The sequence below is a fragment of the Rothia sp. ZJ932 genome, from assembly GCF_016924835.1.
Classification (GTDB): domain Bacteria; phylum Actinomycetota; class Actinomycetes; order Actinomycetales; family Micrococcaceae; genus Rothia.
The window spans coordinates 1,978,727-2,004,919 of sequence record NZ_CP070480.1; the positions used below are offsets into that span (position 1 = coordinate 1,978,727).

28 protein-coding genes and 3 pseudogenes are annotated in these 26,193 nt (G+C 52.8%); 12 read left to right on the plus strand and 19 right to left on the minus strand.

What is annotated here, in order from left to right:
• Window positions 1-175: 175 nt before the first annotated feature.
• A complete protein-coding gene (locus tag JR346_RS09015; RefSeq protein WP_205482294.1) occupies window positions 176-1,069 on the plus strand; it encodes a DNA-formamidopyrimidine glycosylase family protein in 894 nt (297 codons plus the stop codon).
• Window positions 1,070-1,239: 170 nt separating this feature from the next.
• On the opposite strand, the gene JR346_RS09020 is transcribed toward JR346_RS09015, so the two are convergent.
• The gene (locus JR346_RS09020; RefSeq protein WP_204878187.1) at window positions 1,240-2,361 is read right to left on the minus strand and encodes an ATP-binding protein; all 1,122 of its coding nucleotides are present in this window, start codon (window positions 2,359-2,361) and stop codon (window positions 1,240-1,242) included.
• 297 nt (window positions 2,362-2,658) lie between these two features.
• Here JR346_RS09020 and JR346_RS09025 point away from each other — a divergent pair, with 297 nt between their 5' ends.
• The 4 genes from JR346_RS09025 (at window position 2,659) to JR346_RS09040 (ending at window position 7,369) form a co-directional block, all read left to right on the plus strand.
• Window positions 2,659-3,759, plus strand: a complete 1,101-nt coding sequence (locus tag JR346_RS09025; RefSeq protein WP_205482295.1) for a pseudouridine synthase — start codon at window positions 2,659-2,661, stop codon at window positions 3,757-3,759.
• A 37-nt stretch (window positions 3,760-3,796) separates the two neighbouring features.
• Entirely contained in the window at window positions 3,797-5,017 is a 1,221-nt protein-coding gene (locus JR346_RS09030; RefSeq protein ID WP_205482296.1) for a glycoside hydrolase family 76 protein, read from the plus strand.
• 43 nt (window positions 5,018-5,060) lie between these two features.
• Window positions 5,061-6,554 (plus strand): SulP family inorganic anion transporter, encoded by a 1,494-nt coding sequence (locus JR346_RS09035; RefSeq protein WP_205482297.1) that lies wholly within the window; start codon window positions 5,061-5,063, stop codon window positions 6,552-6,554.
• A 377-nt stretch (window positions 6,555-6,931) separates the two neighbouring features.
• Complete coding sequence (locus JR346_RS09040; protein WP_205482298.1) at window positions 6,932-7,369, plus strand: hypothetical protein; 438 nt, start codon at window positions 6,932-6,934, stop codon at window positions 7,367-7,369.
• Window positions 7,370-7,765: 396 nt separating this feature from the next.
• Here JR346_RS09040 and JR346_RS09045 read toward each other — a convergent pair whose 3' ends face one another.
• A complete protein-coding gene (locus tag JR346_RS09045; protein ID WP_205482299.1) occupies window positions 7,766-8,677 on the minus strand; it encodes a hypothetical protein in 912 nt (303 codons plus the stop codon).
• A 179-nt stretch (window positions 8,678-8,856) separates the two neighbouring features.
• On the minus strand, window positions 8,857-9,888 hold the full coding sequence (locus JR346_RS09050; RefSeq protein WP_205482300.1) for a Rho termination factor N-terminal domain-containing protein: 1,032 nt from the start codon (window positions 9,886-9,888) through the stop codon (window positions 8,857-8,859).
• A 79-nt stretch (window positions 9,889-9,967) separates the two neighbouring features.
• Here JR346_RS09050 and JR346_RS09055 point away from each other — a divergent pair, with 79 nt between their 5' ends.
• Window positions 9,968-10,456: an N-acetyltransferase gene (locus tag JR346_RS09055; protein WP_204878180.1), complete on the plus strand. Its 489-nt coding sequence runs from the start codon at window positions 9,968-9,970 to the stop codon at window positions 10,454-10,456.
• A 71-nt stretch (window positions 10,457-10,527) separates the two neighbouring features.
• Here JR346_RS09055 and JR346_RS10420 read toward each other — a convergent pair.
• The 3 genes and pseudogenes from JR346_RS10420 to JR346_RS10655 all read right to left on the minus strand — a co-directional run.
• Window positions 10,528-10,695, minus strand: a pseudogene (locus JR346_RS10420) (organic hydroperoxide resistance protein); the annotation flags it as partial.
• A 298-nt stretch (window positions 10,696-10,993) separates the two neighbouring features.
• Window positions 10,994-11,281: pseudogene (locus JR346_RS10650) on the minus strand (transposase family protein); the annotation flags it as partial.
• Window positions 11,282-11,302: 21 nt separating this feature from the next.
• Complete coding sequence (locus JR346_RS10655) at window positions 11,303-11,695, minus strand: transposase family protein (RefSeq protein ID WP_205482301.1); 393 nt, start codon at window positions 11,693-11,695, stop codon at window positions 11,303-11,305.
• Window positions 11,696-11,870: 175 nt separating this feature from the next.
• On the opposite strand from JR346_RS10655, the gene tgt reads away from it, so the two are divergent.
• The gene (gene tgt, locus JR346_RS09070) at window positions 11,871-13,361 is read left to right on the plus strand and encodes a tRNA guanosine(34) transglycosylase Tgt (protein ID WP_370592579.1); all 1,491 of its coding nucleotides are present in this window, start codon (window positions 11,871-11,873) and stop codon (window positions 13,359-13,361) included.
• A gap of 29 nt (window positions 13,362-13,390) precedes the next feature.
• The gene (locus tag JR346_RS09075; protein WP_204878177.1) at window positions 13,391-13,891 is read left to right on the plus strand and encodes an SRPBCC domain-containing protein; all 501 of its coding nucleotides are present in this window, start codon (window positions 13,391-13,393) and stop codon (window positions 13,889-13,891) included.
• A gap of 12 nt (window positions 13,892-13,903) precedes the next feature.
• Here the strand turns inward: JR346_RS09075 and JR346_RS09080 are convergent, their stop codons facing one another.
• The 3 genes from JR346_RS09080 to JR346_RS09090 all read right to left on the minus strand — a co-directional run bounded on the left by JR346_RS09080 (window position 13,904) and on the right by JR346_RS09090 (window position 15,271).
• Window positions 13,904-14,362 (minus strand): thioesterase family protein, encoded by a 459-nt coding sequence (locus JR346_RS09080; protein ID WP_205482302.1) that lies wholly within the window; start codon window positions 14,360-14,362, stop codon window positions 13,904-13,906.
• Window positions 14,363-14,457: 95 nt separating this feature from the next.
• Window positions 14,458-14,580, minus strand: coding sequence for a type B 50S ribosomal protein L36 (gene ykgO / locus JR346_RS09085; RefSeq protein WP_204878175.1), 123 nt, complete (start codon window positions 14,578-14,580; stop codon window positions 14,458-14,460).
• Complete coding sequence (locus JR346_RS09090; protein WP_205482303.1) at window positions 14,570-15,271, minus strand: GTP-binding protein; 702 nt, start codon at window positions 15,269-15,271, stop codon at window positions 14,570-14,572. Before JR346_RS09090 ends, ykgO begins: the two co-directional genes overlap by 11 nt.
• A 253-nt stretch (window positions 15,272-15,524) precedes the next feature.
• Here JR346_RS09090 and JR346_RS10520 point away from each other — a divergent pair, with 253 nt between their 5' ends.
• Genes JR346_RS10520 through JR346_RS09100 form a run of 3 tightly spaced genes read left to right on the plus strand, consistent with a single transcriptional unit; the run spans window position 15,525 to window position 16,540 of the window.
• Window positions 15,525-15,647, plus strand: coding sequence for a hypothetical protein (locus JR346_RS10520; RefSeq protein ID WP_255521887.1), 123 nt, complete (start codon window positions 15,525-15,527; stop codon window positions 15,645-15,647).
• Window positions 15,648-15,661: 14 nt separating this feature from the next.
• Window positions 15,662-15,892 (plus strand): hypothetical protein, encoded by a 231-nt coding sequence (locus JR346_RS09095; RefSeq protein WP_205482304.1) that lies wholly within the window; start codon window positions 15,662-15,664, stop codon window positions 15,890-15,892.
• A gap of 15 nt (window positions 15,893-15,907) precedes the next feature.
• Window positions 15,908-16,540, plus strand: coding sequence for a hypothetical protein (locus JR346_RS09100; protein WP_205482305.1), 633 nt, complete (start codon window positions 15,908-15,910; stop codon window positions 16,538-16,540).
• A 12-nt stretch (window positions 16,541-16,552) separates the two neighbouring features.
• Here JR346_RS09100 and JR346_RS09105 read toward each other — a convergent pair whose 3' ends face one another.
• From JR346_RS09105 to JR346_RS10425, 5 genes and pseudogenes are all read right to left on the minus strand, one after another.
• A complete protein-coding gene (locus tag JR346_RS09105; RefSeq protein ID WP_205482306.1) occupies window positions 16,553-17,044 on the minus strand; it encodes an HNH endonuclease in 492 nt (163 codons plus the stop codon).
• Window positions 17,041-17,325 (minus strand): hypothetical protein, encoded by a 285-nt coding sequence (locus JR346_RS09110; RefSeq protein ID WP_205482307.1) that lies wholly within the window; start codon window positions 17,323-17,325, stop codon window positions 17,041-17,043. The genes JR346_RS09105 and JR346_RS09110 overlap by 4 nt, the downstream gene beginning before the upstream one ends.
• Before the next feature lie 5 nt (window positions 17,326-17,330).
• Window positions 17,331-17,555 carry a hypothetical protein gene (locus JR346_RS09115; RefSeq protein ID WP_205482308.1) on the minus strand — a complete coding sequence of 75 codons (225 nt, stop codon included), beginning with the start codon at window positions 17,553-17,555 and terminating at the stop codon, window positions 17,331-17,333.
• A gap of 79 nt (window positions 17,556-17,634) precedes the next feature.
• Window positions 17,635-17,979 carry a hypothetical protein gene (locus JR346_RS09120; RefSeq protein WP_205482309.1) on the minus strand — a complete coding sequence of 115 codons (345 nt, stop codon included), beginning with the start codon at window positions 17,977-17,979 and terminating at the stop codon, window positions 17,635-17,637.
• Between the two features lie 429 nt (window positions 17,980-18,408).
• Window positions 18,409-18,819, minus strand: a pseudogene (locus tag JR346_RS10425) (LexA family protein).
• Between the two features lie 53 nt (window positions 18,820-18,872).
• Between JR346_RS10425 and JR346_RS09130 the strand changes: the two are divergent.
• Window positions 18,873-21,722, plus strand: coding sequence for an antirestriction protein ArdA (locus tag JR346_RS09130; RefSeq protein ID WP_240333936.1), 2,850 nt, complete (start codon window positions 18,873-18,875; stop codon window positions 21,720-21,722).
• Window positions 21,723-21,991: 269 nt separating this feature from the next.
• Here the strand turns inward: JR346_RS09130 and JR346_RS09135 are convergent.
• From JR346_RS09135 to JR346_RS09160, 5 genes are all read right to left on the minus strand, one after another.
• Window positions 21,992-23,226, minus strand: a protein-coding gene (locus JR346_RS09135; protein ID WP_370592580.1) for an IS3 family transposase whose coding sequence is annotated in 2 segments (ribosomal slippage) — window positions 21,992-22,935 and window positions 22,935-23,226 — 1,236 coding nt in all. Because the reading frame shifts where the segments join, the coding sequence is not laid out codon by codon here.
• 47 nt (window positions 23,227-23,273) lie between these two features.
• The gene (locus JR346_RS09145; protein WP_205482313.1) at window positions 23,274-23,459 is read right to left on the minus strand and encodes a hypothetical protein; all 186 of its coding nucleotides are present in this window, start codon (window positions 23,457-23,459) and stop codon (window positions 23,274-23,276) included.
• Window positions 23,460-23,500: 41 nt separating this feature from the next.
• Window positions 23,501-23,902: a hypothetical protein gene (locus JR346_RS09150; RefSeq protein ID WP_205482314.1), complete on the minus strand. Its 402-nt coding sequence runs from the start codon at window positions 23,900-23,902 to the stop codon at window positions 23,501-23,503.
• Window positions 23,903-23,906: 4 nt separating this feature from the next.
• Complete coding sequence (locus JR346_RS09155) at window positions 23,907-24,266, minus strand: hypothetical protein (RefSeq protein ID WP_205482315.1); 360 nt, start codon at window positions 24,264-24,266, stop codon at window positions 23,907-23,909.
• A 449-nt stretch (window positions 24,267-24,715) separates the two neighbouring features.
• Complete coding sequence (locus tag JR346_RS09160; protein ID WP_240333937.1) at window positions 24,716-26,146, minus strand: amino acid permease; 1,431 nt, start codon at window positions 26,144-26,146, stop codon at window positions 24,716-24,718.
• Window positions 26,147-26,193 lie beyond the last annotated feature (47 nt).

The window sequence follows — 26,193 nt, forward strand, 5'->3', positions numbered from 1 at the left end:
CGAATCTGGGGAAAGATTCATACAACAACAAGGGACTCTCAACATACCAGAGTGTCCCCAGGAAAGTCCACAAGACGTTTACGGATAAGACACAAACTTATATAAGTGACTTCACCTGATGCGGTTTATACAGGGCTGGTTAAGTTAAACGCTGTAATTTATGAAGAAGGAACACATGCCCGAAGGAGATACCGTCTGGCGGCAAGCCCGCAGCCTACACAAGGCACTGGCAGGACGCATCGCCCACAGCACCAGTTTTCGCTACCCGAATGTTGCCGAATATGACTTTTCCGGGCAGCGCATTCACGGTGCTTTAGCGGTCGGCAAGCACCTACTCCTGCGCATCGGCGAGCATAGCGTCCATTCCCACCTCAAGATGGACGGCATCTGGCATGTTTATGGCGTCGATGATAACGGTAACCCCGCCCGCTGGAAACGCCCCGCGCATCTGGCACGCGCCGTTGTGAACGCTAACGCCCGGCAGGACGCCAGCGGGCAGCTCGTGCAGGGCAGCACGCCCGTCTCGGCAGTGGGCTTTACCCTGGGACTCTTAGAAATCTTTCCCACTACAGAAGAAAACGACAGGCTGGGGTACTTGGGTCCGGACTTGCTGGGCGCCGACTGGAACCCTGCCCTCGCTCTAGAAAACCTCCTGGCGCAACCGGAGCGCCCCATTGGCCCAGCGCTGCTGGATCAGAAAAACCTGCAAGGCATCGGCACCATCTTTCGCGCCGAAACCCTCTTTCTAGCGGGGCTTCACCCTATGAGTCCGGTGGGTAGCGTGCCCGATCTGCCGCGCGTCATCGAAATTGCTCACCTGCTGTTAGTAGCCAACCGCATGCGCCCCAAACGTGTCACCCGCACCGACCGTGAGCCCCTGTGGTGCTACGGACGCGGCGGGCGAGCCTGCTACCGCTGCGGTAGGCCCATTATCAGTGAAGAAATCTCAAATCTGGGCACCGGGGCTGAAAGGTTCGGGGTGGACCGCTACGTCCAAACCGAAGACACCACCTCGCGTATCAGCTACCGCTGCCCCCAGTGCCAAGTGATGTACGGGGAGCAGGTTTAGGTGGGGCGTCCGTTTCTTCCCCTGCCCCCCTTACATTTGCCCTCTTACGGTGTGACCACGCTAGATTCACCAGTGACCGGGTTCTGCTCTAGTCACCACGTTTATTGCGGTCACTAGAGCAGAGCGTGGTCACACGGTGGGCGGACGCACGCAGACGCGGTGCTGACAGGCTAAGAGAGAAAATGTTCACTGGCTGCGTGTTCGCGCAGATACTCACGCAAATAGGGAATCGTAAAATCGAGGTAGCCGTGCCGAGGTGAGTAAATGATTTCAAACTCCATGAGACGGCGGCGGTAGGTATTAGCGTACTGGTTACTGATCTGCAATCTTTCAATGATGTCGCTGACTCTGCTGGATTCGGAGTCAACAGCCATCGCCGCCAAGAAACTCTTATCAACGTTAGAGAGCGTTGCTAGGGCAGGCTCGTGTACCAGGTGTCCCACCCGTCGAGTAGCAGCTTTCACGCCATCTACTGCCTGCTGCTTGCCAATCGATTCAGCCCCACGAGAAGCCCTCCAGCACTCGAACCCCACGCTCTGAATCAGAAACGGATACCCGCGGGTACCTTCCACTGCCGTAGCCAAGGCGTCGGGCGCAAAATCGCGTCCGTTAGCTGAGGCTGGAATAGAAAGCGCCTGCTCTATATCTTCGCTGCTGACAGTTCCTAGCTCAACACGCTCAGCTCTGCGTAGGAAGGTCAGTACCTCATCATTGAGAAGGTCACTCACAGCCTCAGGTAGACCGGCAGCGCAAAAACCAATATTCTTACCGCGTCTAAAAGCGTGTTGTATTTCTTGGGTGAGCGGCCGCAAATCATCGACCGCGCTTCGGTGGGCTTCATCGACGGTAATGAGAACCCCAGCGCCCTGTTCTGTAAAAATATCGGTTAGTTCAAAGAGACTGGTGCGCAACCCGCTTGCTGCTTGTGGCGAGTCGTTGAGGGTAACTCCCGCCCCTACCCCTAGAACAGTGGCGCTCACCTGTTTGATAGATCGCTGAGCGGACGCGCGGTAGCGGGCAAGAGCCGAAGGGAGAATATCTTGAGTCAGCTCGTCCAACAGACCTTTACGGGCGGTCAATGAAATAACCAGCCAACCGTGATGACGCGCCACATCTTCTAGGGCGTTGAGAAGGACCGTCTTACCTGAGCCCCTCGTACCGGTAATGAGCATAGCGCGCGATGGCGAGCCCACCCCATCAGCTAACCCCTCCTCGAAGTCAGCGATGATATTGTCTCTGCCCACCAACAAAGGCGGAGTTACTCCGAAGGAAGGCGTAAAAGGATTAGACATGTAAAGGTTCTTTCTTATTCTTTTTTATTTCTTCTTATTCTTTCTTATTTTTCTTATTTTGGCGAGCGCTGCTGCTCCAGAACCAGCAAGTATCGAGGACGCAACCTGCGCACCTAGCGTCCGGTTCTTTTCCCCACCCCCTGCCCTGCTCTGTTCCCTTACGGTGTGACCACGCTAGATTCACCAGTGACCGGGTTCTGCTCTAGTCACCACGTTTATTGCGGTCACTAGAGCAGAGCGTGGTCACACGGTGGGCGGACGCGCGCAGTCTCAGCGCTTGCGGCTAAACTGGTGAGCGTGTCAGCTCGACGAATAACCCGCCACGATAAAAACCCGCCCCTACCCCAGCGCGCCGGGATAGACCCGGTGGCTTTGTTGCTGCCTCATGCCGGTGAGAGCCCAGAGCAGGCAGCTGCCGCTCAACCGCCAAGGCCCACCGACACCTTTGGGGCGTCCTGCGTCTTTGACTATCTGGTTAACCGTTTTTACCCGCACGATGCCGCTATTATTCGTGCCCGTTTTAATGCCCGCGAAGTCAGGGATTCCACCGGGGCTGACATTGCGCCCGAGGCTCCGCTGGTGGGGCAGAAAATCTGGTACTACCGGGAGCTACCCACCGAGCGGGCGGTTCCTTTTGATATGCCGGTACTGTATGAAGATGAGTGGGTGCTTGCTGTTGATAAACCGCATTTTCTACCGACCACACCTAACGGTTCTTTCGTAGCGCATACGGCTCTCACCCAGTTGAGGGTGCGTGAAGAAAACCCGCTGCTCATACCCATTCACCGGCTAGATAGACCCACCGCCGGGGTGGTGCTTTTCGCGAAGACGGTGGAGGCTCGTGCGCCGTTTCAGCTGATGTTTCAAAACCGGCTGGTTAGTAAAACCTACGAGGCAGTTGCCGCGGGTCAGCCACTAGCGCCCGGAGAAAGCATCGAGCTACGCACCCGTATTGAAAAAGAGCACGGCAAGTTGCAGGTGAGTCAGACCAGCGCCCAAGAGACTGCCGCCGCGGGTCAGGTGGCTAACGCTCACTCCCGTATCGCGTGCTTGGCTACCTACGAGCTGCCCACAGGCGTCCTGCCTGCAACCTCTGCGGCGAACCCAGCGCTCCCCCTGCCCACTGGCGTCCTTAGCCACTACCTCTTGGAACCGATCACCGGCAAGACCCACCAGTTGCGAGCGCATCTGTGGGCGCTGGGCACCCCCATTGCTGGGGATGTGCTCTACCCGCAGGTGCTGCCCGTTGCCGATGATGAACCTGAGCTGCCCCTTCAGTTGCTAGCACGCACGGTCAGTTTTACCCACCCCATCACTGGTGAGGATACACTCATTACCAGCAAGAGGCAGCTTTTGCTTGCTCCTGAGAATCTTGCGACCCGTACAATACATTCTTGAGATTTTTTACCCCCCCCTTTACGTTTGAAAGAAGCCCATGACCACTGATTTTTCTCAGTACTCTGATCTTGCTGCCCGCTCTGTGATGCACCATTTTGGCACCCGTGTCTTGGGTGTTCCTGGTACCTTGCTGGGTAAGGTGGTAGCCCCTGATCGTCGCTCGCGGGGTGATAAGTTTAAGCACTGGCATTACTGGTGGCAGGCGCATTTTTTGGATAACGCGGTGGACGCCGGTTTCAGGTGTTTGCGTGCTCATCAGCGTGAGGACGCGCATCAGTGGCTTCAGCGGGCGCAGGCGTTGCAGCGGGGTATTACTGCCCGCAATTTCGGCACCGTGATCAATGATTATTATGACGATATGGCGTGGCTGACCCTAGCTCTAGAGCGTATGAATCGTCTGCATCTTGCCCTGCACGGCACCGGTGATGTGAGGGCGCAGGACGCGGCGGTAACCCTGTATACTCAGCTGACGGAGGCTTGCAATGATGAGTTGGGCGGTGGCGCTTTTTGGTCTAAGGCGAGGGATTTTAAAAACACTCCGGCGACTGCGCCTATTGCCCTAGCTTTTGCCCGCGCTCACCGTTTAGAAGACGCTGCCGAACTCTTGGGGTGGTTGCGTACCCGTCTTTGGGACGCTGATGAGGGCATTTACCGTGATGGTTTGCGCATGATCGGCGGTTCGGTGGAGTCTACCCGTTTAGAGTCAGCTGCCTATTCCTATAACTCCGGGCCTGTATTGGCTGCTACTCTTGCCCTTGCCGCTCAGGTGAGTGAGCGCGTCCGCCCGGTAGAAGCCGGTGATATTGGTTCGTTGCAGGACGCGCGTGAGCACGCCCGCGCAATTGTTGAGGGTGTGGCGCGGCAATTCACACAGCCCTTTGATACCGGGGCTGAGACTGTGCAGGTACTCAAAACCTTCGGCGACGGTGACGGTGGGCTCTTTACCGGTATTCTCACCCGCTACCTGGCAGAGGCTGCTCGCTCGCCCCTGGTCAATGAGCAAACCCGCACTCTGGCACGTACCCTGGTCTGTGATACCGCCCGGGTGCTGTGGATGGGCAGACGCGAATTCGACCCCAACCTCCAGGTCAATCTGGCGGGGGTGGATGTTACCGAAATACGAGGGGAATCAGTGGCGCTCTTCTCACCCAACCCCGTTGAACACGCCTCAGACGCCCTCGTGCCCGGCGCGCGCGTTGAACTCTCACCCCAGCTACAAGCCTGGATGATTTTCGAAGCAGCAGCGACCCTGAGCTAACCTACCAACCTTCACCACGCAGTACACACTACCGAAAGTTTTTATGACGTCCTCTGCCCTCTCGCCCCTTGAACGCCAGTCCGTACCCCGTACCCTGCGCAACCCACGCCTACTCTTTATCGAGATACTGGCGGGTCTAGTCACCTCGCTAGCGCTCATTCCAGAAGCGTTAGCGTTCGCCGTCGTTGCCGGGGTTGACCCACAAGTAGGGCTCTTCACCTCCGTTATTCTGGCAATCGTCATTGCGGTGACCGGTGGTCGCCCCGCCATGATCTCAGGCGCCGCCGGATCAACCGCCCTCGTCATCGCACCCCTCGTTGCCAGCCACGGCACCGACTACCTGGTAGCAACCGTGCTGCTCGCCGGCGTCCTGCAAATCATCTTCGCAGCTGTGGGCGTCGCCAAACTTATGCGCTTTATCCCCCGGCAGGTCATGGTCGGTTTTGTGAACGCACTCGCCATTCTCATTTTCTCCTCCCAGCTGCCGCAGCTTATCGGTGTTCCCTGGCTGGTCTACCCCATGGTGGCAGTGGGCGTCCTGCTTGTTTTCGGTCTGCCCAAGCTCTCCCAGGCAATCCCCGCTCCGCTCATTGTCATTGTGGTGCTCACCGTCTTCGCTGTACTCGCTGGTGCTCGGGTGCCCACCGTCGGTGACTACGGTCAGCTGCCCGAATCGCTGCCCGCCCTCTTCTTCCCCAATGTTCCCCTCGACGGTGAGACCCTGCACGTTATCGCACCCTACGCCCTGGGCATCACCTTCGTCGGTCTCGTAGAATCGCTCATGACCGCCAAACTCGTGGACGACATCACCGACACCCACTCCAACAAAACCCGTGAATCATGGGGGCTGGGCGTTGCCAACCTCGCCACCGGCTTCTTCGGCGGCATGGGTGGCTGCGCCATGATCGGTCAAACCATGATTAACGTCAACGGTGCCCGCGCCCGCACCCGCATCTCAACCTTCTTCTCGGGCTTCTTCATTCTGGTTCTCTCGCTCACCTTAGGCGATATTGTGGCAATGATCCCCATGGCAGCGCTGGTAGCAATCATGATTTTCGTATCGCTGACTACCTTCGACTGGCACTCCGTTCGCCCGGCAACGCTCAAGGTCATGCCGCGCAGTGAAACCCTGATTATGGTAATCACCGTGGTACTCACCCTGCTCACCCACAACCTCGCGCTCGGCGTGGGCGCGGGCATCCTCACTGCCATGGCTTTCTTTGCCCGCAGAGTAGCCCACTTTGTCTCCCTCGACAGGGTTCTTGCCCCCAACCAGGAGAGCGTCACCTACCACGTCAACGGTGAGCTCTTCTTTGCCTCGTCCAACGACCTCTACACCCTCTTTGAATACTCAGCCGACCCTGATCGGGTCATCATTGATATGGGCGGCTCACACGTATGGGATGCCTCCACCGTCTCAACCTTGGACGCCGTTACCGCCAAATACGCCAAACTCGGCAAACAGGTAGACGTCAAGGGTCTGAATGCCCGCTCAGAAGAACTCCACGGACGCCTGACCGGCAAGGTAGGGCTGTAAGGCAAGAAAGCCGGGGACGGACGCGCCTTAGAAGAGGCGTGCGCCCTGCCTCTGGTGTACCTTATCGATAGACACAATACGCTTGATGACGCACTCAGTTGGGTTGCCCTGCAGTAATGTAGAAAGACCTAATTTTCAATAAAAACTTTGAGTTCCTTAAAAAATTATTAGGATGTGGTCACAGAAGTAATCCTTCTTCAAGTCAAGTTGGGTTCAACCCATGCTCTAGAACATTTCTAGATCCCAAATAGGAGGTTATCTACCATGAGGTTTTTCTCAAACCTTTATTATAACTTTTGTTCTCCCTTTGCCTAGCAATTCCATTACTGAGCAGCCCTGCCCACGCCCAGCTCATTGGCAGTTCTTCAGCTGTCTTGGTGCCAGTAACAGATAAAACGTTAGAGCAAGATTTAACCCAAAAAACGCTACAATCTTTAAGTAACGGAGATATTAAAACAAAAACCCAAGAGGAAAGTATTAAAACTGACGAGACCACAGTTCTTCAAGTCGGTACAGAGAAGAAATTTTACAGCGTGACCGTCCCCATCACAGGTGAGTCATCGAGTAAGCTGAGTGGTCTTACCGTTATATATGATTCAGATTTCAAGGTTCAAGACTCAATAGAGACCCTTGTTTACGAAAATACAGATTCAACCATAGCTGTTTCCTCATATAGAGATGGAATTTTACATTCAAGCGCTGCAACAGATGTAAAATTTACCGACCTTGAAAATGATTTGAAAAAGTTCATCTTAACTTGCCAGGAAAACCCCAAATCAGCCCTCAAGGTTGGGGAGAGAGAGTTGGTTGTGTAGTGGCAACTCTCGGCGTGAGCGCAGCTGTTGCAAAGGTCATTGTAGCTATTGCTCACCACTTCACCCTGGAGAACCATGTTTAACAATACAGAAGCATCTCGGTGGGCACTAGCAGCTTTGTCGTCCTTTCTGCTTTTTATTATTTCTTTTGTGGCAGCAGTTGCAGTAATTATTTTTTCAGATTTCCAAGGAATGGCTCTGTTAGCAAATTTAATAGTTCCTGCAATATCCACCTACTTACTGGTGGATGCAGTAAGAAGCTATAGAAAATTCCTTAGCGCAAACACTTAAAAAATAAGCTATCTAACCCGTGATTAGATAGCTTATTTTTTATTAATCAATGACGCAGCAGGGGCATTTTTCACAAGCTCCCTTTCCTCGTGTTTCTAAGGCAGACTAAAAAAGGGGCTCTCCCTTGCTCGGGTACACCTTATCAATGGAGACAATGCGTTTAACCACGCGCTCGGTTGGATTGCCGTGCTTATCGGGCTTAGGCTCAAACTCAACGGTGATGTCTACGGTGTTTTGCACATCCAACGAGATGCGGGCAGCTTCGGCAAAGATAACGTCTGTAGCCGCCACGGTAGACCAGCTTTGCGCAGCATTTTTGGGTCGAAAATAGATGGTGTTATTGGAGTTCTTGTGCCCGTCGATGGTGCCGCGTAGCTGTGCCCGGTATTTACCGATCAGGTCAGCTTTCAGAGCATCTTCTAGGCGCGCCAGACCGCGAGCGTTCAGCTTCACATCTTCGCGGACGCGGTTCTTCTGCTCGATACTGCCGCGCACCTGCCAGCCCTGGTGATGCAGTACTGCGACGGCGCGTCGTACTGCTTCGCGCACGGTAGGGGTTTCAAGGGGTTCAAGTAACTCTTCGGTATCGATGGCATCGCTGGCGGATGCGCGGCTAAAGGTGGCGAACACGGTGCGCAGTGCCTCAGATTCGATAGTGTTTTCAGCTAATTCTTCAAGGGGCAGATGCTCCTCAACACCGCCTGTGAGCTGTTGCTGCGGCAGGGGCTGCGGAGCACGAAAAACCAGGCTCAGTTGCTTGCCGGCTTCGATACCTTCCAAGAGAATCGGCTGGGTCTTGACCTTGCGTTTAGTGGCGCGTCCGTGGGCATCACGGGAATCCTCGTAGCGGTCTTCAGACATAGCATGCGAGAGCGCGCGGGCTGCCTCAGCGATGTGGGTGATGAACTTGCCCAGTGCCTCGGCTTCTGCGCTATTTGCGGTGATAGTAGCGCCGCTGAGGGTGATGCGGGCAAGGGCAGTGCCCGATTCTTCGTGCGTCTGCTGTGAGTTCGTCATTTCCTTGCCCCTTTGCTGTGAACCGGTATCTATACGCTCATTCTAGTATCACAGCTCACAAGCACCAAGAAGGGGTGGTCTTTTACCCTTCCCACCTACGAACTTGTCGGAATTTATGGCATTTTGGGGCTACATACGCCATAAAATCCGACAATTTCGGTGGGTTTCAAGGGCGGAGGTTATACCTGACCGCGAGCAGTTGCAACGGCAATCAGCAATTGCTCCTTATTCATGGCTGAACGGCCCGTCAACTTGAGTTGCTGGGCAATCTTGTACAGCTCAACACGGGTCATGGTTTGCAAAGGACGCACGGTCTCAGCGGTAGCGGGTTCAGCCGGGGCGGGATCTGCCAGACTAGATTCCGCCGGAGTGTTCTTGGTGGCAAGCTGAGGCTCCTCGGGTGCAACTGCGTCTCCCTCGACGACCTCAGACTCAGCATCAATGGCTTCAATGGGATCTGACTCAAATTTATCGGCGCCCTCAAGCTCAGCCGGTTCGAGCTTCTCCACGTCAAGAACCTCAAGCTGTTCGCCAGCCTCGAGAGCGGTCTCTACTACAGCGTCTGGTTCAGTCTCTGCGGTGAGAGTCTCAAGAGGATCAGAGACAAAATCCGCAATCTTGGTCTTGCGCGTGGGCTTAGCCGGCTTCGCAGCAGACTTCTTCTTGTCTTTCGTGGATTCTTTCTTCGAAGACTTGGCAGGCTTTTCAGATGCCTTGTTCTTTGGCTTCTTCGTCTTAGTCTTAGCGGTAGCGCTCTTCTTATCTGACTTGTTATCAGCCTTCTTATCACTCTTCGAGGACGCAGCAGACTTTTTCTCTGTCTTCTTTACCGGGGACTTCTTCTCAGCCTTTTTGTCAGATGCCTTTTTGAGTTCAGTCTTCTTCGACTTGCTCTTTAGAGTAGCTGTTTTATTGTCTTCTGATTTTTTCTTCTCGACCTTTTTGGTATCAGCTGCAGAAGTCTTGCTCTTACCCTTCGTGCTGGGTGCTGAACTCTTGACGGGCGCGTCCTCTTTGATGCGTCGCCATTTGCCGCCGCGCAGCTCGTACTTCTTCGCCAGCTTCTTCTCTGCTTTCTCGTAGGCGCGTTCTACGCTCTTATGCTTGGCAAGAGACTTTTCAAATGCTTTGGTGAAACGCTTCTGCGCCTTGCAACCAGATCGCTTCAGTTCCTTCGAGAAGGTGGGCTTGAGGGGTTTGTCTTTCGACACGGTGCATCACTCCTTAAGTCTTGGGTTTTGCCTCTCACTTTAGCGTGTTGAGGCTAACAGACTTGGTAAAGTGGTTCACATGTCTGACTTTACTCTGCGTGCCATGTCCGAAGCCGATGCCACTTACCTCTCACGCCTCAATTTTCTCACCGATGTTTTTGGTGATGAGAGTGCTGAGCCCTCATCGCATTTCGAAGAGGAATATAAGTTTTATGTGGGTCAGTGGACGCCTGAATCTGGCGGGTTTATTGCCTGGGACGGCATCATTCCCGCAGGTGGTGCCTGGCTCAACTGGGGCACAGATGCCCACCACGGGGCTGGTTTTGTGAAAGAGGGAATCCCCGAGGTCGCTATCGCCGTTGAGTCACGCTACCAGGGGCAGGGACTCGCGTCCTTACTCTTTGACGCCCTCATCGACCTCGCCCGCGAGCAGGGCGCACCGGGTATTTGCCTAGCAGTTGATACTCGCAATGAGTCAGCACGCGCTATCTACGAGCACAAGGGCTTTGAATTTGCCGCAGAGGTGCCCGATTCTCACTACATTTCGATGGTCAAACACTTTTCTTAAAAGTTGAGAGTGCAATTTAGGGCAGATTTTCAACGAAAATCTGCCCTAAATTGCACTCTCGCCGCTAAGAATTAGTCATTGACGACGACAATGTCTACCTGAATGTTGCCGCGGGTCGCGTTGGAGTAGGGGCACACCTAGTGAGCGGCGTTAGCAAGTGCCTGAGCTTCGCTCTGTTCCATCTCGGGGTTTACGACCTCAAGAACTACTGCTAGCGCGTAGCCCTCGCCCTCTTTGCCGAATTAAGATAGCCCCGCACGATGGAGATCAAAACCCCGATGTTCACTCCGGCGGGCACCAAGACAATAGCAAAGGCTGTACCGCCCGAGGCTGTGAAGAAACTCGATCCCAAGCGCCGCTCTCACCAATACCTGACATCTCTATCTACAGCCCGACGCTGAGGGGCTATCCACAGAGGCTTATTCAAAAGTCCTACCACCGGCATAAAACACCAACCCCCGGCACCACCACAAACACACGCCCATACACCCCAAGCGGTCGCCTAAAACCACTATGCAAAACCCGCCACATCTTGATCTAAGCAATAACCCTCTCTACTACCAACCGCAACCGATTAAACACCCGATTATTCCGTTTCTGTTCCCTACTTAACTTCTGACCAGGCTTACACCTGGTTAGAGTAGCTAGCCCCAGACCCACATAACCCTTATCAGCCAGAGTTGAAGAATCCAGAAACTCATCAAGTCTGTGAGCCCTGAAAGCATGAGCATCATGCCTGGCTCCAGGAAGAGGATCAGCGATGGTCAAGAGTCTACCGTCAAAAGTACAGATGACTTGGTGGTTGAAGCCGGCTCGTTTATGCTTGCCCGAGAAGTTCGTCTTACCTCATGAGCGCCAATTCCAGGTAGGAATAAGTGTTCCGTCGATGACCAAGGAGCCAGGGGTTTGCGGACTCTCTTTTAGAGGTTGAATCAGCGCGGTGAGGACCTGCTCTAGGGCTTTCTCGATAGTATTGATAGCCCGTGAGATAGTTGGTTGTGAGACGGTAAAAAGTTCTGCGAGTAGTTCTTCGGTGAGGTTGTGGCGGTGTAGAGCAGGGTGACTTTGAGGGCTTTGGTGAGGGCTGGTGGTCTTCCACCTGGTTTTGTCCAGGTGAGGTGGTGGGTGAGGGTTGTGTATAGCGTGGCGAATTACGTGGCAGTCAGCCCGGTTGGACGCTGGTGTGGCAACGGTCTTTCCGGTATGGCTTGAGGTTATTTGTAGTAATTTAACGCTCATATTTTTGCCGTGTGGTGGAGCCGTTGTCTGGTTGGTGGGTGTGGGGTGTGCTCTTACTTTTGAATAAGCCTCAGTATTGTCGGTTGAGGCTTTTATTGAGCGCTCCTAAAAGGTAGCAGGAGCAGAGAAGGTTTCTTCATAGACATATGAACACGCCCAAACTGCACCGGGTAGAATGAAACTCGTGGCTAATACCGAATTTTCAGATCCCAGTTTTTCTTTTGAACTCACTAACCACCTCGCTGATACCTGTTCCCCGGACGCGGCACGGGTAGAAGCTAATGGCGGGCAGTTTCGTGGGCGCACCGGCGTTATCAAGACCCCGCACGGTGACATTAAAACCCCCGCTTTTACCCCGGTGGGCACCAAAGCAACCGTTAAAGCGGTGCTACCCGAGGCGATGAAAGAACTCGGCGCGCAGGCGTTGCTCTCCAATGCCTACCACCTCTATCTGCAGCCCGGACCCGGTGTGTTGGATGCCGCCGGTGGACTGGGTGCTTTTATGAACTGGGACGGCCCGACCTTCACCGATTCGGGTGGTTTTCAGGTGATGAGCCTGGGTTCTGGGTTCAAAAAGGTCATCGACATGGGCACGGTCGCTGAAGCAACCGGTGCTGACGGTCGCCCTCTGGGCGATGACGATGTAGCCGCGGGCAAGGAGCGCATGGCGCACGTTGATGACGACGGAGTGAATTTTAAATCCCACATCAACGGCGATATTCACCGCTTCACCCCCGAGGTTTCCATGCAGGTACAGCACCAGATCGGTGCGGATGTCATGTTCGCTTTTGACGAGCTGACAACCCTCTACAACTCCCGCGCCTACCAGAAGGAAGCCCTAGAACGCACCCGCCTGTGGGCTTTGCGCTGCATTGCTGAGCACCAGCGTCTGACCACCGAGCGCGTCGGCAAGCCCTACCAGGCACTCTTTGGTGTGATTCAGGGTGCCCAGTACGAAGATTTACGCCGCAAGGCATGCCAGGACTTGGGCGATATGCCCTTTGACGGTTTCGGCATCGGTGGTGCCCTTGAGAAAGAAAACTTGGGAACGATTGTGCGCTGGTGCGCCGAAGAACTGCCCGAGAACAAGCCACGCCATCTGCTGGGCATTTCAGAACCCGACGACATTTTTGTGGGCATTGAAAACGGTGTCGATACCTTCGACTGTGTTTCGCCCACCCGTGTGGCACGTAACGCTGCGGTCTACACCCCTGACGGACGCTTCAACATCAACAACGCCCGCTACAAAACAGACTTCACCCCCATTTTTGAGGGCTGCGACTGCTACACCTGCAAGCACTACACCAAGGCTTACATTCACCACCTCTTCAAGGCAGACGAGCGTCTTTCAGCGACCTTGGCATCCATTCACAACGAACGTTTCATTGTGAAGATGGTGGACGACGCGCGCATCGCCATTGATAACGGCACCTACTTTGAGTACCGCGATGAGTTCTTGGGCCGCTACTACGCTAAAAAGCAGGCACAGCTCAAAGCTCAGGAAGAAGCCGCCGCCGCAAAAGCAGCCAAAGAAGCAGAACGCATTGCCGCTGCCCAGGCTCGCTGGGAAGCAAACATGAAAGCAAAAGCTGAGGCAGAAGCCCGCCGCGCGGCAGCTCGTGCAGCTGAGGAAACTTCAGCCGCCGAAGAACCTGAGCAGCAGTAGCTCACCCACCACTTTTCTCAAGGAGAAACATGAACGACATCAGCTTCGAAAACCTCAACCCCGCTGAAACTCTCACCCTGCGCCACGAGTTCGCGGGCGCGTCCGCCGCTGACCTTTATGCAGCGTTCACAGACCCCGCTACCTTCATCAAATGGTTCGGCCCCAAAGACTGGAAAATTGTACCCAGCACCCTCACCCTTGAACCGGTGACAGGCGGACGCAAGCAGTTCATCATGAAGCATAGCGTTAATCCTAAGTATCAGGCACCTATGTACATGCGCTTTGTGGCGATGAAAGAACCTTCCCTGCTCGAATACCGCGAAGCGCTGCCTACCCCCACCGGCCAGCCTAGCGAAACCCTGGTTGCCCTGCGCATCGAGTTTGAAGAGGGCACCGCCATCACCGCGGACGGCGTAGGGTCAGGCACCAGCGTCAAACTCACCACAGGGCCACTACCGGCGGCAGTCCACGAGCAGACCGCAGAATCCTGGAAGGAATCCTTCAACAAGCTGGAGAAGCTCCTCGGCTAGAGCAGGCTTCAGTTACGGAGCAGCCACATACTCACTGAGCATGCTGCGCTGCTCCTTACTCAAGCGCACCAAAGTCTGGGTAGGGGCATGAAAAAACGCGAGAGTAGTTGAGCCACTCACACAGTGCTCACCGGTCACCGCGTCAAACAGCTCATACGATACCGTAATTGTCGCCGGGCTCACCCTCACTACGCGCACCTCAACCCGCGCGTCCTCACCCCGATACGCTAACTGCGCCCGGTACTTCACCCAATTCTCAACCACCAAAGCTTGAGTACCGGGGTGCAAAGCCTCAAAAAGCGGTATCAAAGGGGACGCACCCACCGGCTCACCAGCCGACGGCGGCAACCCAAACACCGCAATACGCGCCTCCTCTAAAATGCGCATCATCGTCACATTATTCACGTGCCCATACGCATCCATGTCACCCCACCGCAGCGGAACATTCACAGTAAAAACAGTCTCAGCCATGCCCTCATCATATAACCGCCGAGATCCTGTTTTAAAACAGGATCTCAGCAATAAATCAGGATCTCGATGGAGTCGCTAACTCGGAATTTTTGAGTCTATCCTTGTCGCGCCTTGAACCGCGGGTTCTTCTTATTAATCACAAACGTCTTGCCTCGACGGCGCACAATCTGCGCACCCGGAATCTTCTTCAACGACCTCAACGAATTTCTAACCTTCACTGTTCATCCTCTCCTTCTCATAACTTTCATCCAGCAAATGCTGAACAATACGCTCACCCGTCACCAGGCAAGAATCCAAAAGCTCCTGCACCTCACGCGCGTCCACGCCCTCACCCGTCACCGCAATACGCGTGGCTGGAGCGTCCGCCCATACCCCGTGCGTCTGCAACCATACCGTAGGGCCAATACCCTCAACGGCCACCCGTTCATCCAGATGCGAATCAAGCCACACGTACCCGCGGACGCGCACTGCCCCCTCAACCATGCGGGGCAGCACCTGCGCCAAAAGTTGCGCGTCAACCACAGCCGATGCCTCTGCCACAGCAGTGGCAATACCGGTGTAATCGCGGTCATGCAACGACTCATTCGCGGGCACCTCTAGATACCCAGGAACAGCGCGTTTTTGTACCTCACTCAGATAATCACAGCCGCACTCACCCCCACCGTTTTGCAGATCAACAACAGCCAAGTGCGGGGCAATATGTTTCACCATCTCAAGCGTCCGCTGATTATCCTGGTGGCAACCCATCGGGTGGCTTGTGAGAACAAGGGTGTCAGCGTAGGTCATCTCAGCAACCGTGAACTCACCGGGGGTACGTTCGTCAGCGCAGTCGCCACTCATGCCACGGGCATGCAGGGTTTCAGAAGACCACAAATCATCTTCAAGCTCATCAGCAACAAGAGCTGTCATAGCGCTTTCTAAAGTGACGTCTTCTCTTTCTGAAGCAACCTTTATTACGGCAGAAACAGACACCCCGGCGGGCAACATTAAAAGCGCCTGAGACACGTCCGCAGGAATGTGATTCAAAATCTCAGGCAAAGACGCGAGAGTCGAGCACGAAAGGCAGGTACCTTCCATAACCACTCGGCTCTGAGTTACAGCCCCACTAGCGTCAGTTACTGAGATGTAGTATCTCTCATTTTGCTGACGTTAAGGAGTATTTATGATGAGTGAGCGTAAGTCGGTTAAGGCTGTTAATGCGCGTAAAAAGGCTTTGGAGGCTGCGCGTGAGTTCCAGGCCCGTGAGCAGCGTTTGTTGGTTTTGGCTGAGGATTTTTCAAGCTAGAAGAGTCTAGTGGTGTGGCTGGGATTGATAAGAAGATTGAGGATCTTCTAGCTAAGATTGAGCAGTTAAAGGTGGAGCGTGTGGCTGCGGAGAAGGCTTCTGAGATTGATCAGGCTGCTGTGATTGGGCGTTTTAGGTCTGAGGGCGTGAATAATTCGGAGATTGCTTCTCGTTTGGCGCTTTCGGCTTCTGATGTTCGACGCCTAGCGAAACTTGTTAATGGTTCAGATTCAGCACAAGACTAGGTGAGTTTTCTTTTGATGATGAGTTCTCTTGTGGTTCCTGAGTGGTTAGTAAATTTTGGTTCTTTCTTTAGAACTGAGTCATCTACTATCACTGCGGTGACCGCTATCTTAGGTACGGTGTTTGCTCTGTGGAATCTGCGTGCTATCTCGCGTGATTCCCGTGCACGTGCGAGGCCTTATGTCACCTTTGAGCCAGTACCTGGCATACAAAATTTTGGGTCGATTGATTTGTTAATTACTAACCGTGGAGCTTCACCGGCAAAACATCTTTCCTTTGATGTAGCTGATCGTTGGGTGGAAAAAGAAGATGACCATATCACTAAAACTTTCTATGGCCTGTTACGTAGAGAGTTCTTCTTGGCACCCGGTGCACAGATTCGGTTAATGTGGCGCGGGACAGGAGAGTTTGAGGCAGGTGCAGATGATAAGCACCGCATCACGGTTACTTACCAAGATACTTCTGTCAGAAAGCTGTGGTGGAAGAAAAAATACAAAGATGAATTCATCATTGATACATCCTTTGCGGTTGGAGCTCCTGCACCCCAAAAAGGAACTATCAACAGTAATAGCGATAAAGAACTTCGGGCCTTAGAGAATATCAATCATGCCCTACGTACCATCAATACTCACATTGGCATGATGAGATAATCTTTTTACTCTTTAGAACAAAGTTCCCTGATCAGGTAGAACGTTCTTCATCAACTCATCAACCTTCACCTGCTCATACCCGTGTGCTTTCGTATAATCACGTAGCGCCTGCGCAGCCTTCACCCGTTTACCTCGTGCTTCTGGATCAGGCTTACCCAGCAGCTGAAAATTAGAGCGGCCACGCGCTGAACGATCCATCATGTTCTGGCTCTTCGTCCCCCAATACAAGTGTGAATCTTCCCCACTAGTAGCCCGCACGCATAACGGGTTATCGCAGCGGTGCAGCGCATGAAACTGTTGCGGTCGCTCTACAGGTTGCGCGTGTTCTAAAGCCCAGCGGTGGGCACGATAAACACGTTGCTTGTCTCCGGGTTCTTTGACCCAAAACCGGCCGTAACCATCATCGCCAATAGCACCAACCCAGAGCCAGCAGCTCGTTAGTTCAGGGCCTTTGACGACATAAGAAAAGAAGCGCTGCACGGTGGCATCAGCTGAACTGGTCATGATCTCATCAAAGCAGCCTCAACAGCTGCTAGATGGTTTGCTACCTCTGCTGCTTTGACCAGCTCTAATTCGTGTTCAGGACTGCCGAAAGATGCTGCGGTTTCCAAGGTATTCTTCATTGCATCATCAAAGGTTGCTGAGAGATAACGCTGGTGGATTTCTAAATCTTTGACGCTCAGCACGTGGCGCAGGTTTTCACCCCAGACAGTGAGGTTATCCTCGGCAGGTTGAGCGTTGCGGATGATTTGGGCCGTTGCTTCATGGCGTGGAAAAGCTGACATCGTAGTTACTCCTTTGTTTTACGTGTGCTACCTGGAACCGGGCCCGGTTTTTTCTTCACGGAGGCATCCCAGGTGGTAATGGTGTGCTCCTTCCAGCCTGGCACATCCCCAATATAGGCATCTGCTGGCGGTGGGGTGCGCTTGTAAAAGGCCATGCGGCTAATACCTAAAAGCTCTGCTGCTTCCTTGCCCGAAAGGTAGCGTAAGGATTTTTTGCTAGACTTGTTCACAACACTCCTTTGTTGGTGTGTTGGCCCCGGCACTTTCCTTTTATCTGCCGGGGCCATTTTTATAGGGTTACCGTGACCGCTAGGGTTGGGTAAATTTTAGGGCGATTTCCCTCAAGAGGTCTTGGCTGGTTTCCAGCAGCTCATCGTGTGCATCTTCTCCAACCTGCTCTTCGTGTCGGTCAACCAGAAGGGACTCAATTTCTGTTTTCTCCCAGTTACTGGCTTCATCTCCGAGGTAGCGTGTGGCCAGCTCTACGTTGCTGAAGTTCTGGGCTGTGGCCGCCAATTCCTGAGAACAGATTTTTAGCAGGTGAGTAGCTGCCACCGCCTGGGCAATCACCACATTTTGGTTGCTGGGTGCTACTTTGAGGATCTGGATTGATTTCTCCCCTTTAGTATCACCAATGAGGGTTTTCTGAGCCATTTTGAACTGATGGTTTAAGGGGGTTCCAGCTTGGATTCCTTTACGCTGTGCATCCTTGAGTTCTACTCGTAGCTAGTCAATCTGTTCCCTGGTCATGTTTTCCAACATGGTTATTGCTCCTTGTGTTTGTTGGTGGTGTAAGCGGTGGGGCTTTCCTATCCTTTTTGCTTACATAATCAGTTTACACCAAGTAAACCAAATAAGCCACCCCAAACCAGGCAAAATATCAATAAAATCCGGCAACCACCGCCTAGTTACTGTACTGCCTTTGCGCTTCTTCCGCGTCGCTTTGATAGCTGGAAGCCGAAGCCTCAGCGCTTCCTACCGTCAGGGGTAGCGCAGCCGTACATTTACCCTTGACGGTAGGTAGAGCGAGGCTAGACTGAACAGCTCAAAAGCGACAAGGAAAAACCCCCTCCCCTTCGGCAATCACACCAGATGATGCAAACATCGGGTCACCACACCAATCACCCTAAAATCAGACTCAGGACTAACACGAATCGCCTCATACTCAGGATTCTGAGGCAGCAACCACCCCACCCCCTGCCGGTCAATAACAAACCGCTTAATAGTTCATTCACCATCAATCGAGGTAATAACCACCTGACCAGACTGCGCTCTGATGCTGCTATCACACAGCACCTCATCTCCATCACAGATCCCGGCATCACGCATAGAATCATCGGACACTGTAAAAATCAATGTGGCTGCCTTATCTTTGACCAGTACATCATTCAAGTCAATGCGCGTACCCCTGTAATCCTGGGCAGGTGAAGGAAACTGAGAAACCATAGGAATAGTTCTACCCCTGACGGCTGACAAAATAAGCACATATTTCATCTACACTAAGAAGAGATTTCCCAAAAACTATCCCCCAGCCTAGAGGGCATAACATGCGAACTAACGAGCACCTTGACCGTGCAACCAGTATCAAAAAACTGCGCGACTTCTCCCATCACTGGAACACCCTCATCAGCCAATGGCGCGAGCAGGGCCTGTCCAACGTTGAACGGCAGTACGCTCAAATCTTCTGGTCCGAGTTCCTAGCCTGCTACAGCATCAACGCCGGACGCGTAGCCCTCTTTGAACGCCGCGCTCAACGTGCCAACACTCGCAGAGCAGGGTTCATTGACTTCTTCATGCCTGCCATGGTTATCGGTGAAGCAAAATCATTGGGCAAAGACCTCACCAAAGCCCAAGAACAAATCGATGACTACCTAGCAGGCGGCTCAGTCTCTGAAGCTGAGTTCCCCAAATACTCCATCGTCACCGACTTTGAACATTTCAAGCTCAAGCGCCTCGATACTAACGCTGAAGAGTCTGAAATCACCATTCATATCTCACAAATAGCCGACTATTACGACTCCTTCCTTTTTCTCATTGGCAAAGAAAACATCACCAAAAAGGAAGAAGAAGAAGCTTCCATTCATGCAGCAGAACTGATGGCCGGGCTCTACATCTCCATCATGGGCGATGAAACAGATTTACCAGTAGGCCAAGAAGCCACTGAAGACGCTAGTGATGAGGATGAGCGCAGCCAGCAAACCTCAATTTTAATGACGCGTCTGCTCTTTCTACTCTACGGCGACGACGCTAACCTCTGGGAAGCAGATCTTTTCTACCGCTGGGTAGACGAAGAAACCACGCCCTCCACCTTAGGTGCTCAGCTCAATCAGCTCTTTGATGTGCTCAACACTTCTAAAAACCACCGTTCTAAAAACATTCCGGGACTGATGGCACAGTTCCCGCATGTAAACGGCTCACTCTTTGCCGATGCCCTCAACGCTGAGTTCTTCACCCCTGAAACACATGAAGCGCTGCTTCAGGCCTGTGCCTTCCGTTGGAACCGCATTAGCGTCTCAGTATTCGGCGCTATGTTCCAGCTGGTCAAGTCCAAAGAAGCACGTCGCACTGCCGGTGAACACTACACCTCCGAGAAGAACATCCTCAAAACCATAGGCCCTCTGTTCTTAGATGAATATCGATCACGTGCTGATCGCCTGATTGCCAATAAGTCCACTCGTGCAGCTCAGTTCGATGCTTTTCTAGATGAGATGGCCTCCAACATTTATTGTGACCCTGCCTGCGGCGGCGGTAACTTCCTCAATATTGCTTACGCTAAGTTACGTGAGATTGAAACTGATGTGTTGGCAGAGAAGCAGCGTCGCGGTGGTGAATTTACCGCTTCATTGGATATTTCTTTTGACCAGAAAATCTCAATTGACCAGTTCTGGGGTTTTGAGATTAACTGGTGGCCGGCAAAGATTGCTGAAACTGCAATGTTCTTGGTGGATCATCAGGCCAACCTCAAGCTAGCTGCGGCGCTAGGTGATGCTCCGGAGCGCTTGCCTATCAAGATTACTGCCCATATCGTTCATGCTAATGCGCTCCGTTTAGACTGGGCGAAGACTCTGCCGGAGCCTAAGGACGGCAGGACCTTCATCTTCGGTAACCCACCGTTTATTGGCCAAAAGGAAAAGGCTCAGGACCCCCAAAAGGTCAAGGATATGAAACAGGTTTGGGGCGAAAAATACGATGGATATCTAGACTTTGTTACTGCTTGGTTTGCGAAGTCCGTGCATCTTCTAACCAATAGGGAAGGTGAATTTGCGTTCGTATCTACTAACTCGATCACTCAGGGACAGCCTGTCAATAGTTTATTTGGATATCTCTATGACAAAAACTGGGATATAAAGTTTGCACATAGAACATTTGCCTGGGATTCCGAAGCACCCGGTCAAGCGAATGTTCATTGTGTGATTATTGGATTCACCAGAGACAAAAACATCAAACCGCGTCTTTGGGATTATAAGTCTTACAAGTCTGATCCACATGAAGTGGTTATCAAGACTGGAATAAATGCATATCTACTTGATGCTCCTCGTGTGTTAATAACAAAACGCTCAAGCTCTAAGATGCTCAATCCTCAGCTACCAGCTATCAAATCAGGGTCAAAAGCTGTTGACTGGAAGAACTTCGAAGTGACAGAAGATGACTTGGAAGAAGTAAATAACGACCCCGTAGCAAGAAAGTATCTAAGGCTACACCTCGGCGGAGAAGAGGTTATCAACGGAACTAAAAAATGGTGCCTATGGCTTCGGGACGTCTCTCACCAGGACATCCAAAATTCAAAAATTATTCGGGAACGTATCGAGGCAGTCCGCGCGAGAAGGATTGAATCAGGGACCAACGAGAATCTTAAATTCGCCCAAACGCCTAACCGTTTCGGGGCAGATAGACAGCCAGATTTCCCATATCTAGCGATACCTCAAACTTTTTCAGAAAACAGAGACTACGCAACAGCTAAGAGGCTAGATAAAGATGTGATTGCTTCGATCAAGCTTTTCACCGCTCGTGATGAGGATGGTTTCCTTTTCGGGTTAATAAGTTCGAGTATGTTCATGGTGTGGCTTAAAGCTGTGGGAGGTAAGCAGAAGTCTGACCCAAGTTTTTCTAACACCATTGTTTGGAACAGCTTCCCCTTGCCTGAAATTAGCGATGAGATGAGAGAGAAAATTATAAAAGCTGGTGCTGAAGTATTTAAGGTAAGAGACTTGTATCCTGAACTTTCACTAGCTGAACTCTACAACCCTTTATCAATGAAAAGTGACCTCAGGGCAGCCCATAATAACCTTGATAAAGTTGTAGACACAGCTTTTGGCGCTTCACGCCGATTGACAACTGATACGCAACGGCTTGAACTTCTTATAAAGAACTACCTGAAACTTACTCAGGGTAAATAATACTAAGGGGCACACTGATTGACGGTGTGCCCCTTTTTACCCGTTTAGCTCCATACTTTCACTGTTGGTCGAACAACAAGCTTTGTACCATCCGGCCCCTTGATATACGGGCAAATATACTGCGGCTTCCGCAAACCAGCATCACGCGGCCCATACGGCTGATTCTTCCACTGACCATCACCTGATGATCCAACTGCCATTTACCCTTACCCTCACGCGGTGGACGGTACTCATGCTGCGGCCTATGTGAAGTGCCCCGGGTTTTGTTCCTAGGCATTTGCCTTGATTTCTATTCTCTCGTGATTTGGATTACCAGTCCAAAACCCTGCTTCTACCTCTGTCGGCGTACGGTAACCGAGACTTTGGTGAAGCCGTGATTCATTCCACCACAAGACCCACTCAAACGTCGCAATCTCAACATCAACCACGTCAGTCCACGACCGCCTATGAATAAGCTCATTTTTGTAAGAACCGTTGACGTTCTCAGCCAAAGCATTGTCGTAGGAGTCACCGACTGTCCCAGTAGAGGCAGTGATTCCATGCTCAGCAAGGCGCTCATTATAGACAATGCTCACATACTGCGAGCCGTGGTCTGAATGGTGAATCAGTCCCGTTGTTTCCTTTGCGCATACAATCGCCTGGTTGAGTGCTTGTAGTGGCAACGCTTCCGTGCGCATCGTATCTGATAATGCCCATCCGACAAATTTGCGGGAGTACACATCGGTGACAAAAGCGGTGTAGACGAACCCATTACCGGTACGGACGTAGGTAATGTCAGCCACCCATAACCGATTCGGCCCAGGGGCACGAAAATCACGGCCTACCAAGTCAGGGCGATTATCCGAGTCCTTGGACCTGCGAGTTGTCACAGGCAACCGGCCTTTACCTTTCCCACTGACTCCAGCAAGGCGCATCAGGCGAGCGGTTTGCTCACGGCCGATGTCGATTCCTTCACGGCGTAGAGCATGCCACATCTTGCGGATACCATAGACTGCGTAGTTTTCTTCATGAACCTCGGCAATACGCCTTGTCAATGCGGCCTCGCGAAGGCTGCGGGCACTTAATCCCCGGGCTTTTGACTGACGGTATCCGCGTGAGGAAATGAAGCCACCTTGCCGATTGCTCTTCAACCTCTGACAGATGAACTCGACTGTGAAACGATCCCGGTGTTCATCGATGAACTGGATCATTTCCGACGTTTGGGGTCGAGTTCTGAGGCGAAAAAAGCTGACGCGGCCTTCAACAACTCGTTAGTGTCGCGAAGCTCCTGATTCTCACGACGCAGCTTGGCCACCTCTGCAACGAGATCTTCAGGTAAAGGATCAATTGCCCTGCCTTCGCGACGGGCCGCCTGAGCCCACTGCCGGGCAGTATGCCACGAGACACCCAGTTTCGGGGCCACGATCTTGCACGCTTCCTGCATGGAGATCCCCTCCGCCAGGATGCGGTCCTCAACAAGGCGGAGCACCCGATCCTTGGCATCCTGATCAAATTTCTTCGGCATGTTCCAGATTTTCCCATCTACTCAAACGGAACAAAACCTGGGACACTTCAATGCACAGAGACCACTCTGACCGCGTTATCCCGCTGAGACGCGCTCTTGGCTGTACGTTTGCCGCCGCCTTTAGCCACTTTTTCAACCCGTTCAGTAGCTAACCCTTCTTGAGAACTCAACAACCACATAGCGCGCATCAACTGACGCACCTTCACATAGTCTTCACCAAATACATCAACCATCAAGGCTTTCTTACTTTCGTCAGTTCTAGGGATACTCGGCTCTAACGAGATACCGATAAATAGCGGGTCTTGGCTATCTTCAACCTGCACCCACAACACCCCATCAATCTCACTCTCGGTGGCTGTGCCTGCCCGAAGCTGTTCACGCTCCAGAACTGCCGCTCCAGATAATCCATCGTGACCTTGATACCGGTGCCGCCATTGAACATAACGATGCCACACTCATCAGCGTAAAAATTCCCCGCGTCAGCAGGTAGAGAATCCTTAGCGGTAGTGGCCAAGATACTCATTTCCTCAGAAACCCACATCATTGTTGCACCCTGCACCTGCTGCTGCATCACCTGAGCGGTCTCTGGTAGGTCGATACCCTGGGATCTACGGCCAAAGAACTCAGCAAAATACCGCTTGATACCCGGTAAGTCTTTAGGCTTACAAAAACTCATGAGTCTACCCCCGCATGAGATTTTCAATCCAAGGGCGTGAAACCCCCAAAGCCTCAGCAGTCGGGGCTTTCTTAAAACCAGCAAAATTCACCAGCAACCGCGCCAACAGCTCATACCCCGCTCGACGCTCCAACTCCTGAACATCAGCAACCCCGGACTTCATCGGACCAACAGCCTCCGCATAACGACTAGCAATCGTTTTCCCGAAGACCTCCCACAGCACTCGGTTCAGCTGACGGTAAATATCAGAACCTAAATACCGATAATCAGCGCGAATAGAACGCAACAAATGCCCGGTAGTCGTTACCTCAACACTGGGGTTATAAACGAATTTCAGAGCTGATAGGGTCTCCCGTGCGTCCATTGCAACACCCCCCTGTACCTTTTGAGGCGGTGGACTGGAGCTTTTCGATTTTGCGAAAGAGAGCCCGCTCCCAACGCTGAAAATAACCTACCGGAAAAATCTTCCGGTAGAAAAGAAATACCTAGTCAGGCACAACCGGAAAAATTTTCCGGTAGAACGACCAACCGGAAAACTGACGTTGACCAACCGGAAAAATCAGGTGTTTCAACCGGAAAAAATTCGACAAACTGCCTTTAATAGGAACGCGCGCGCGATTAACCCATTTAAAAACCCAGTTAATCCATCCATCAGTCCTTCTTCGAACTCAACAGAAGCCAAAGATTCCTTGGTAGCGGGTTTTCTCAAACACACAGACATATGAACGCATTGAGATACCATGCAATTCGCACTTTCAGTATAAATGCAAACGATTCTCAATAGCAAATTAAGGGGCGTGTCGCCCCTACGAGTTACCCTTCTGTATGACCTGCTGCTTGGCGGGCTTCGGAGAAAGCCTCCTCATCAACGGTGAGCTGATGCTTGATAATCGCGAAGTACAAAATCGTCAGCAGCACAAAGTAAACCACGCCGACGGTTGCAGGCAGCACGTTGTTGTTAAGCCTAAAGAGCGCCACCCAAATTGCAAAGAGAGCAAGGATGGCGGCACCTGCGGTCAGGCGTCCGCCCCACAGGCGGAAAGCCGACGAGTTACCCTCGACGCGCTTGAACGCGATGTAGGCAAGCAGAATCAACACCCACACAGTCAGGGCGCAGACCATTACCAGGGTAATCATGACGCCAAAGGCGGCAGTGGGCAGTACTACGGCAAGAATGACTGCTAGGACGATGCCCGAGAGTGAAACCATCATGGCGCGTACTGGAATACCGGTTGAGCTGACCTGCGCTAGTGCGTGAGGTGCCATGCGATCACCCGCCATGGAGTGCATGAGGCGGGAGCTAGCGTATAGGTTAGCGTTAGCCGCTGAGAGGGCAGCTACTAGCACCACGAAGTTAGTGATTGAAGCGGCAGCGGGCACGCCCACTTCAGCAAAGACCATCACGAAAGGGCTGGTAGCGATGGTGCCATCAAGAGCAGCTGCGGTCTGCCAGGGCACCAGGGAGGCAACGATAAACATGGAGAGCACGTAGAAGGTCGCCAGACGCCACATCATTGCCTTTGCGCTGGTGCGTACTGAGCGGGCGGGGTCTTGCGCTTCTGCCGCTGAAATGGAGATCATTTCAATGCCGCCAAAGGAGAACATGACGATTGCCAGTGAGAGCCACACTGAGTCAAAACCGTTGGGCATGAACCCGCCATCGTTGACGAGGTTGGCAGTGCCGGTAGCTTCGTGACCGGGTACGCCGAAGAAAATGAGGCACAGACCCACCAGAATGAAAGCGACGAGGGCAAAGACCTTGACTGAAGACAGCAAGAATTCGGTGGCACCAAAGTGCTTTACCGATCGGATGTTCAGCGCAAGAATCAGCAGACCAAAGACGACGATGCCTACCCACAGTGGTAGTTGGGGCCACCAGTAGGTGAGGTAGCTGCTCACCGCTACCAGTTCTAGACCGGTGATAATGCAGGTGGCAGTCCAGTATGCCCAGCGGGTGAGAAAGCCTGCGTAGGGGCTGAGATAGCGGGTGGCGATGGAACCAAAGCCGCCGCGCACCGGGTAGCGTACAGCCATTTCGCCGGCAGCACCGCCAATAACGGCGGCAATCATAGAGCCAATAGCGTAGCTCAAAATAATGGCAGGGCCGGTCAGGGTAATCGCCGAGCCCGACCCCAAAAAGAGACCGGTGCCGAGGGCTGAACCCAGCACGATCATGGTCATCTGACCGTGCGAGAGTGAACGTTTAAGGTGCGAATCAGCTGGCTGCGCTACTGTGGACGCCATGTGTTTTTCTTTCTGATGCGTGTGAAGTGAAAAAACGGGGCCGGCGC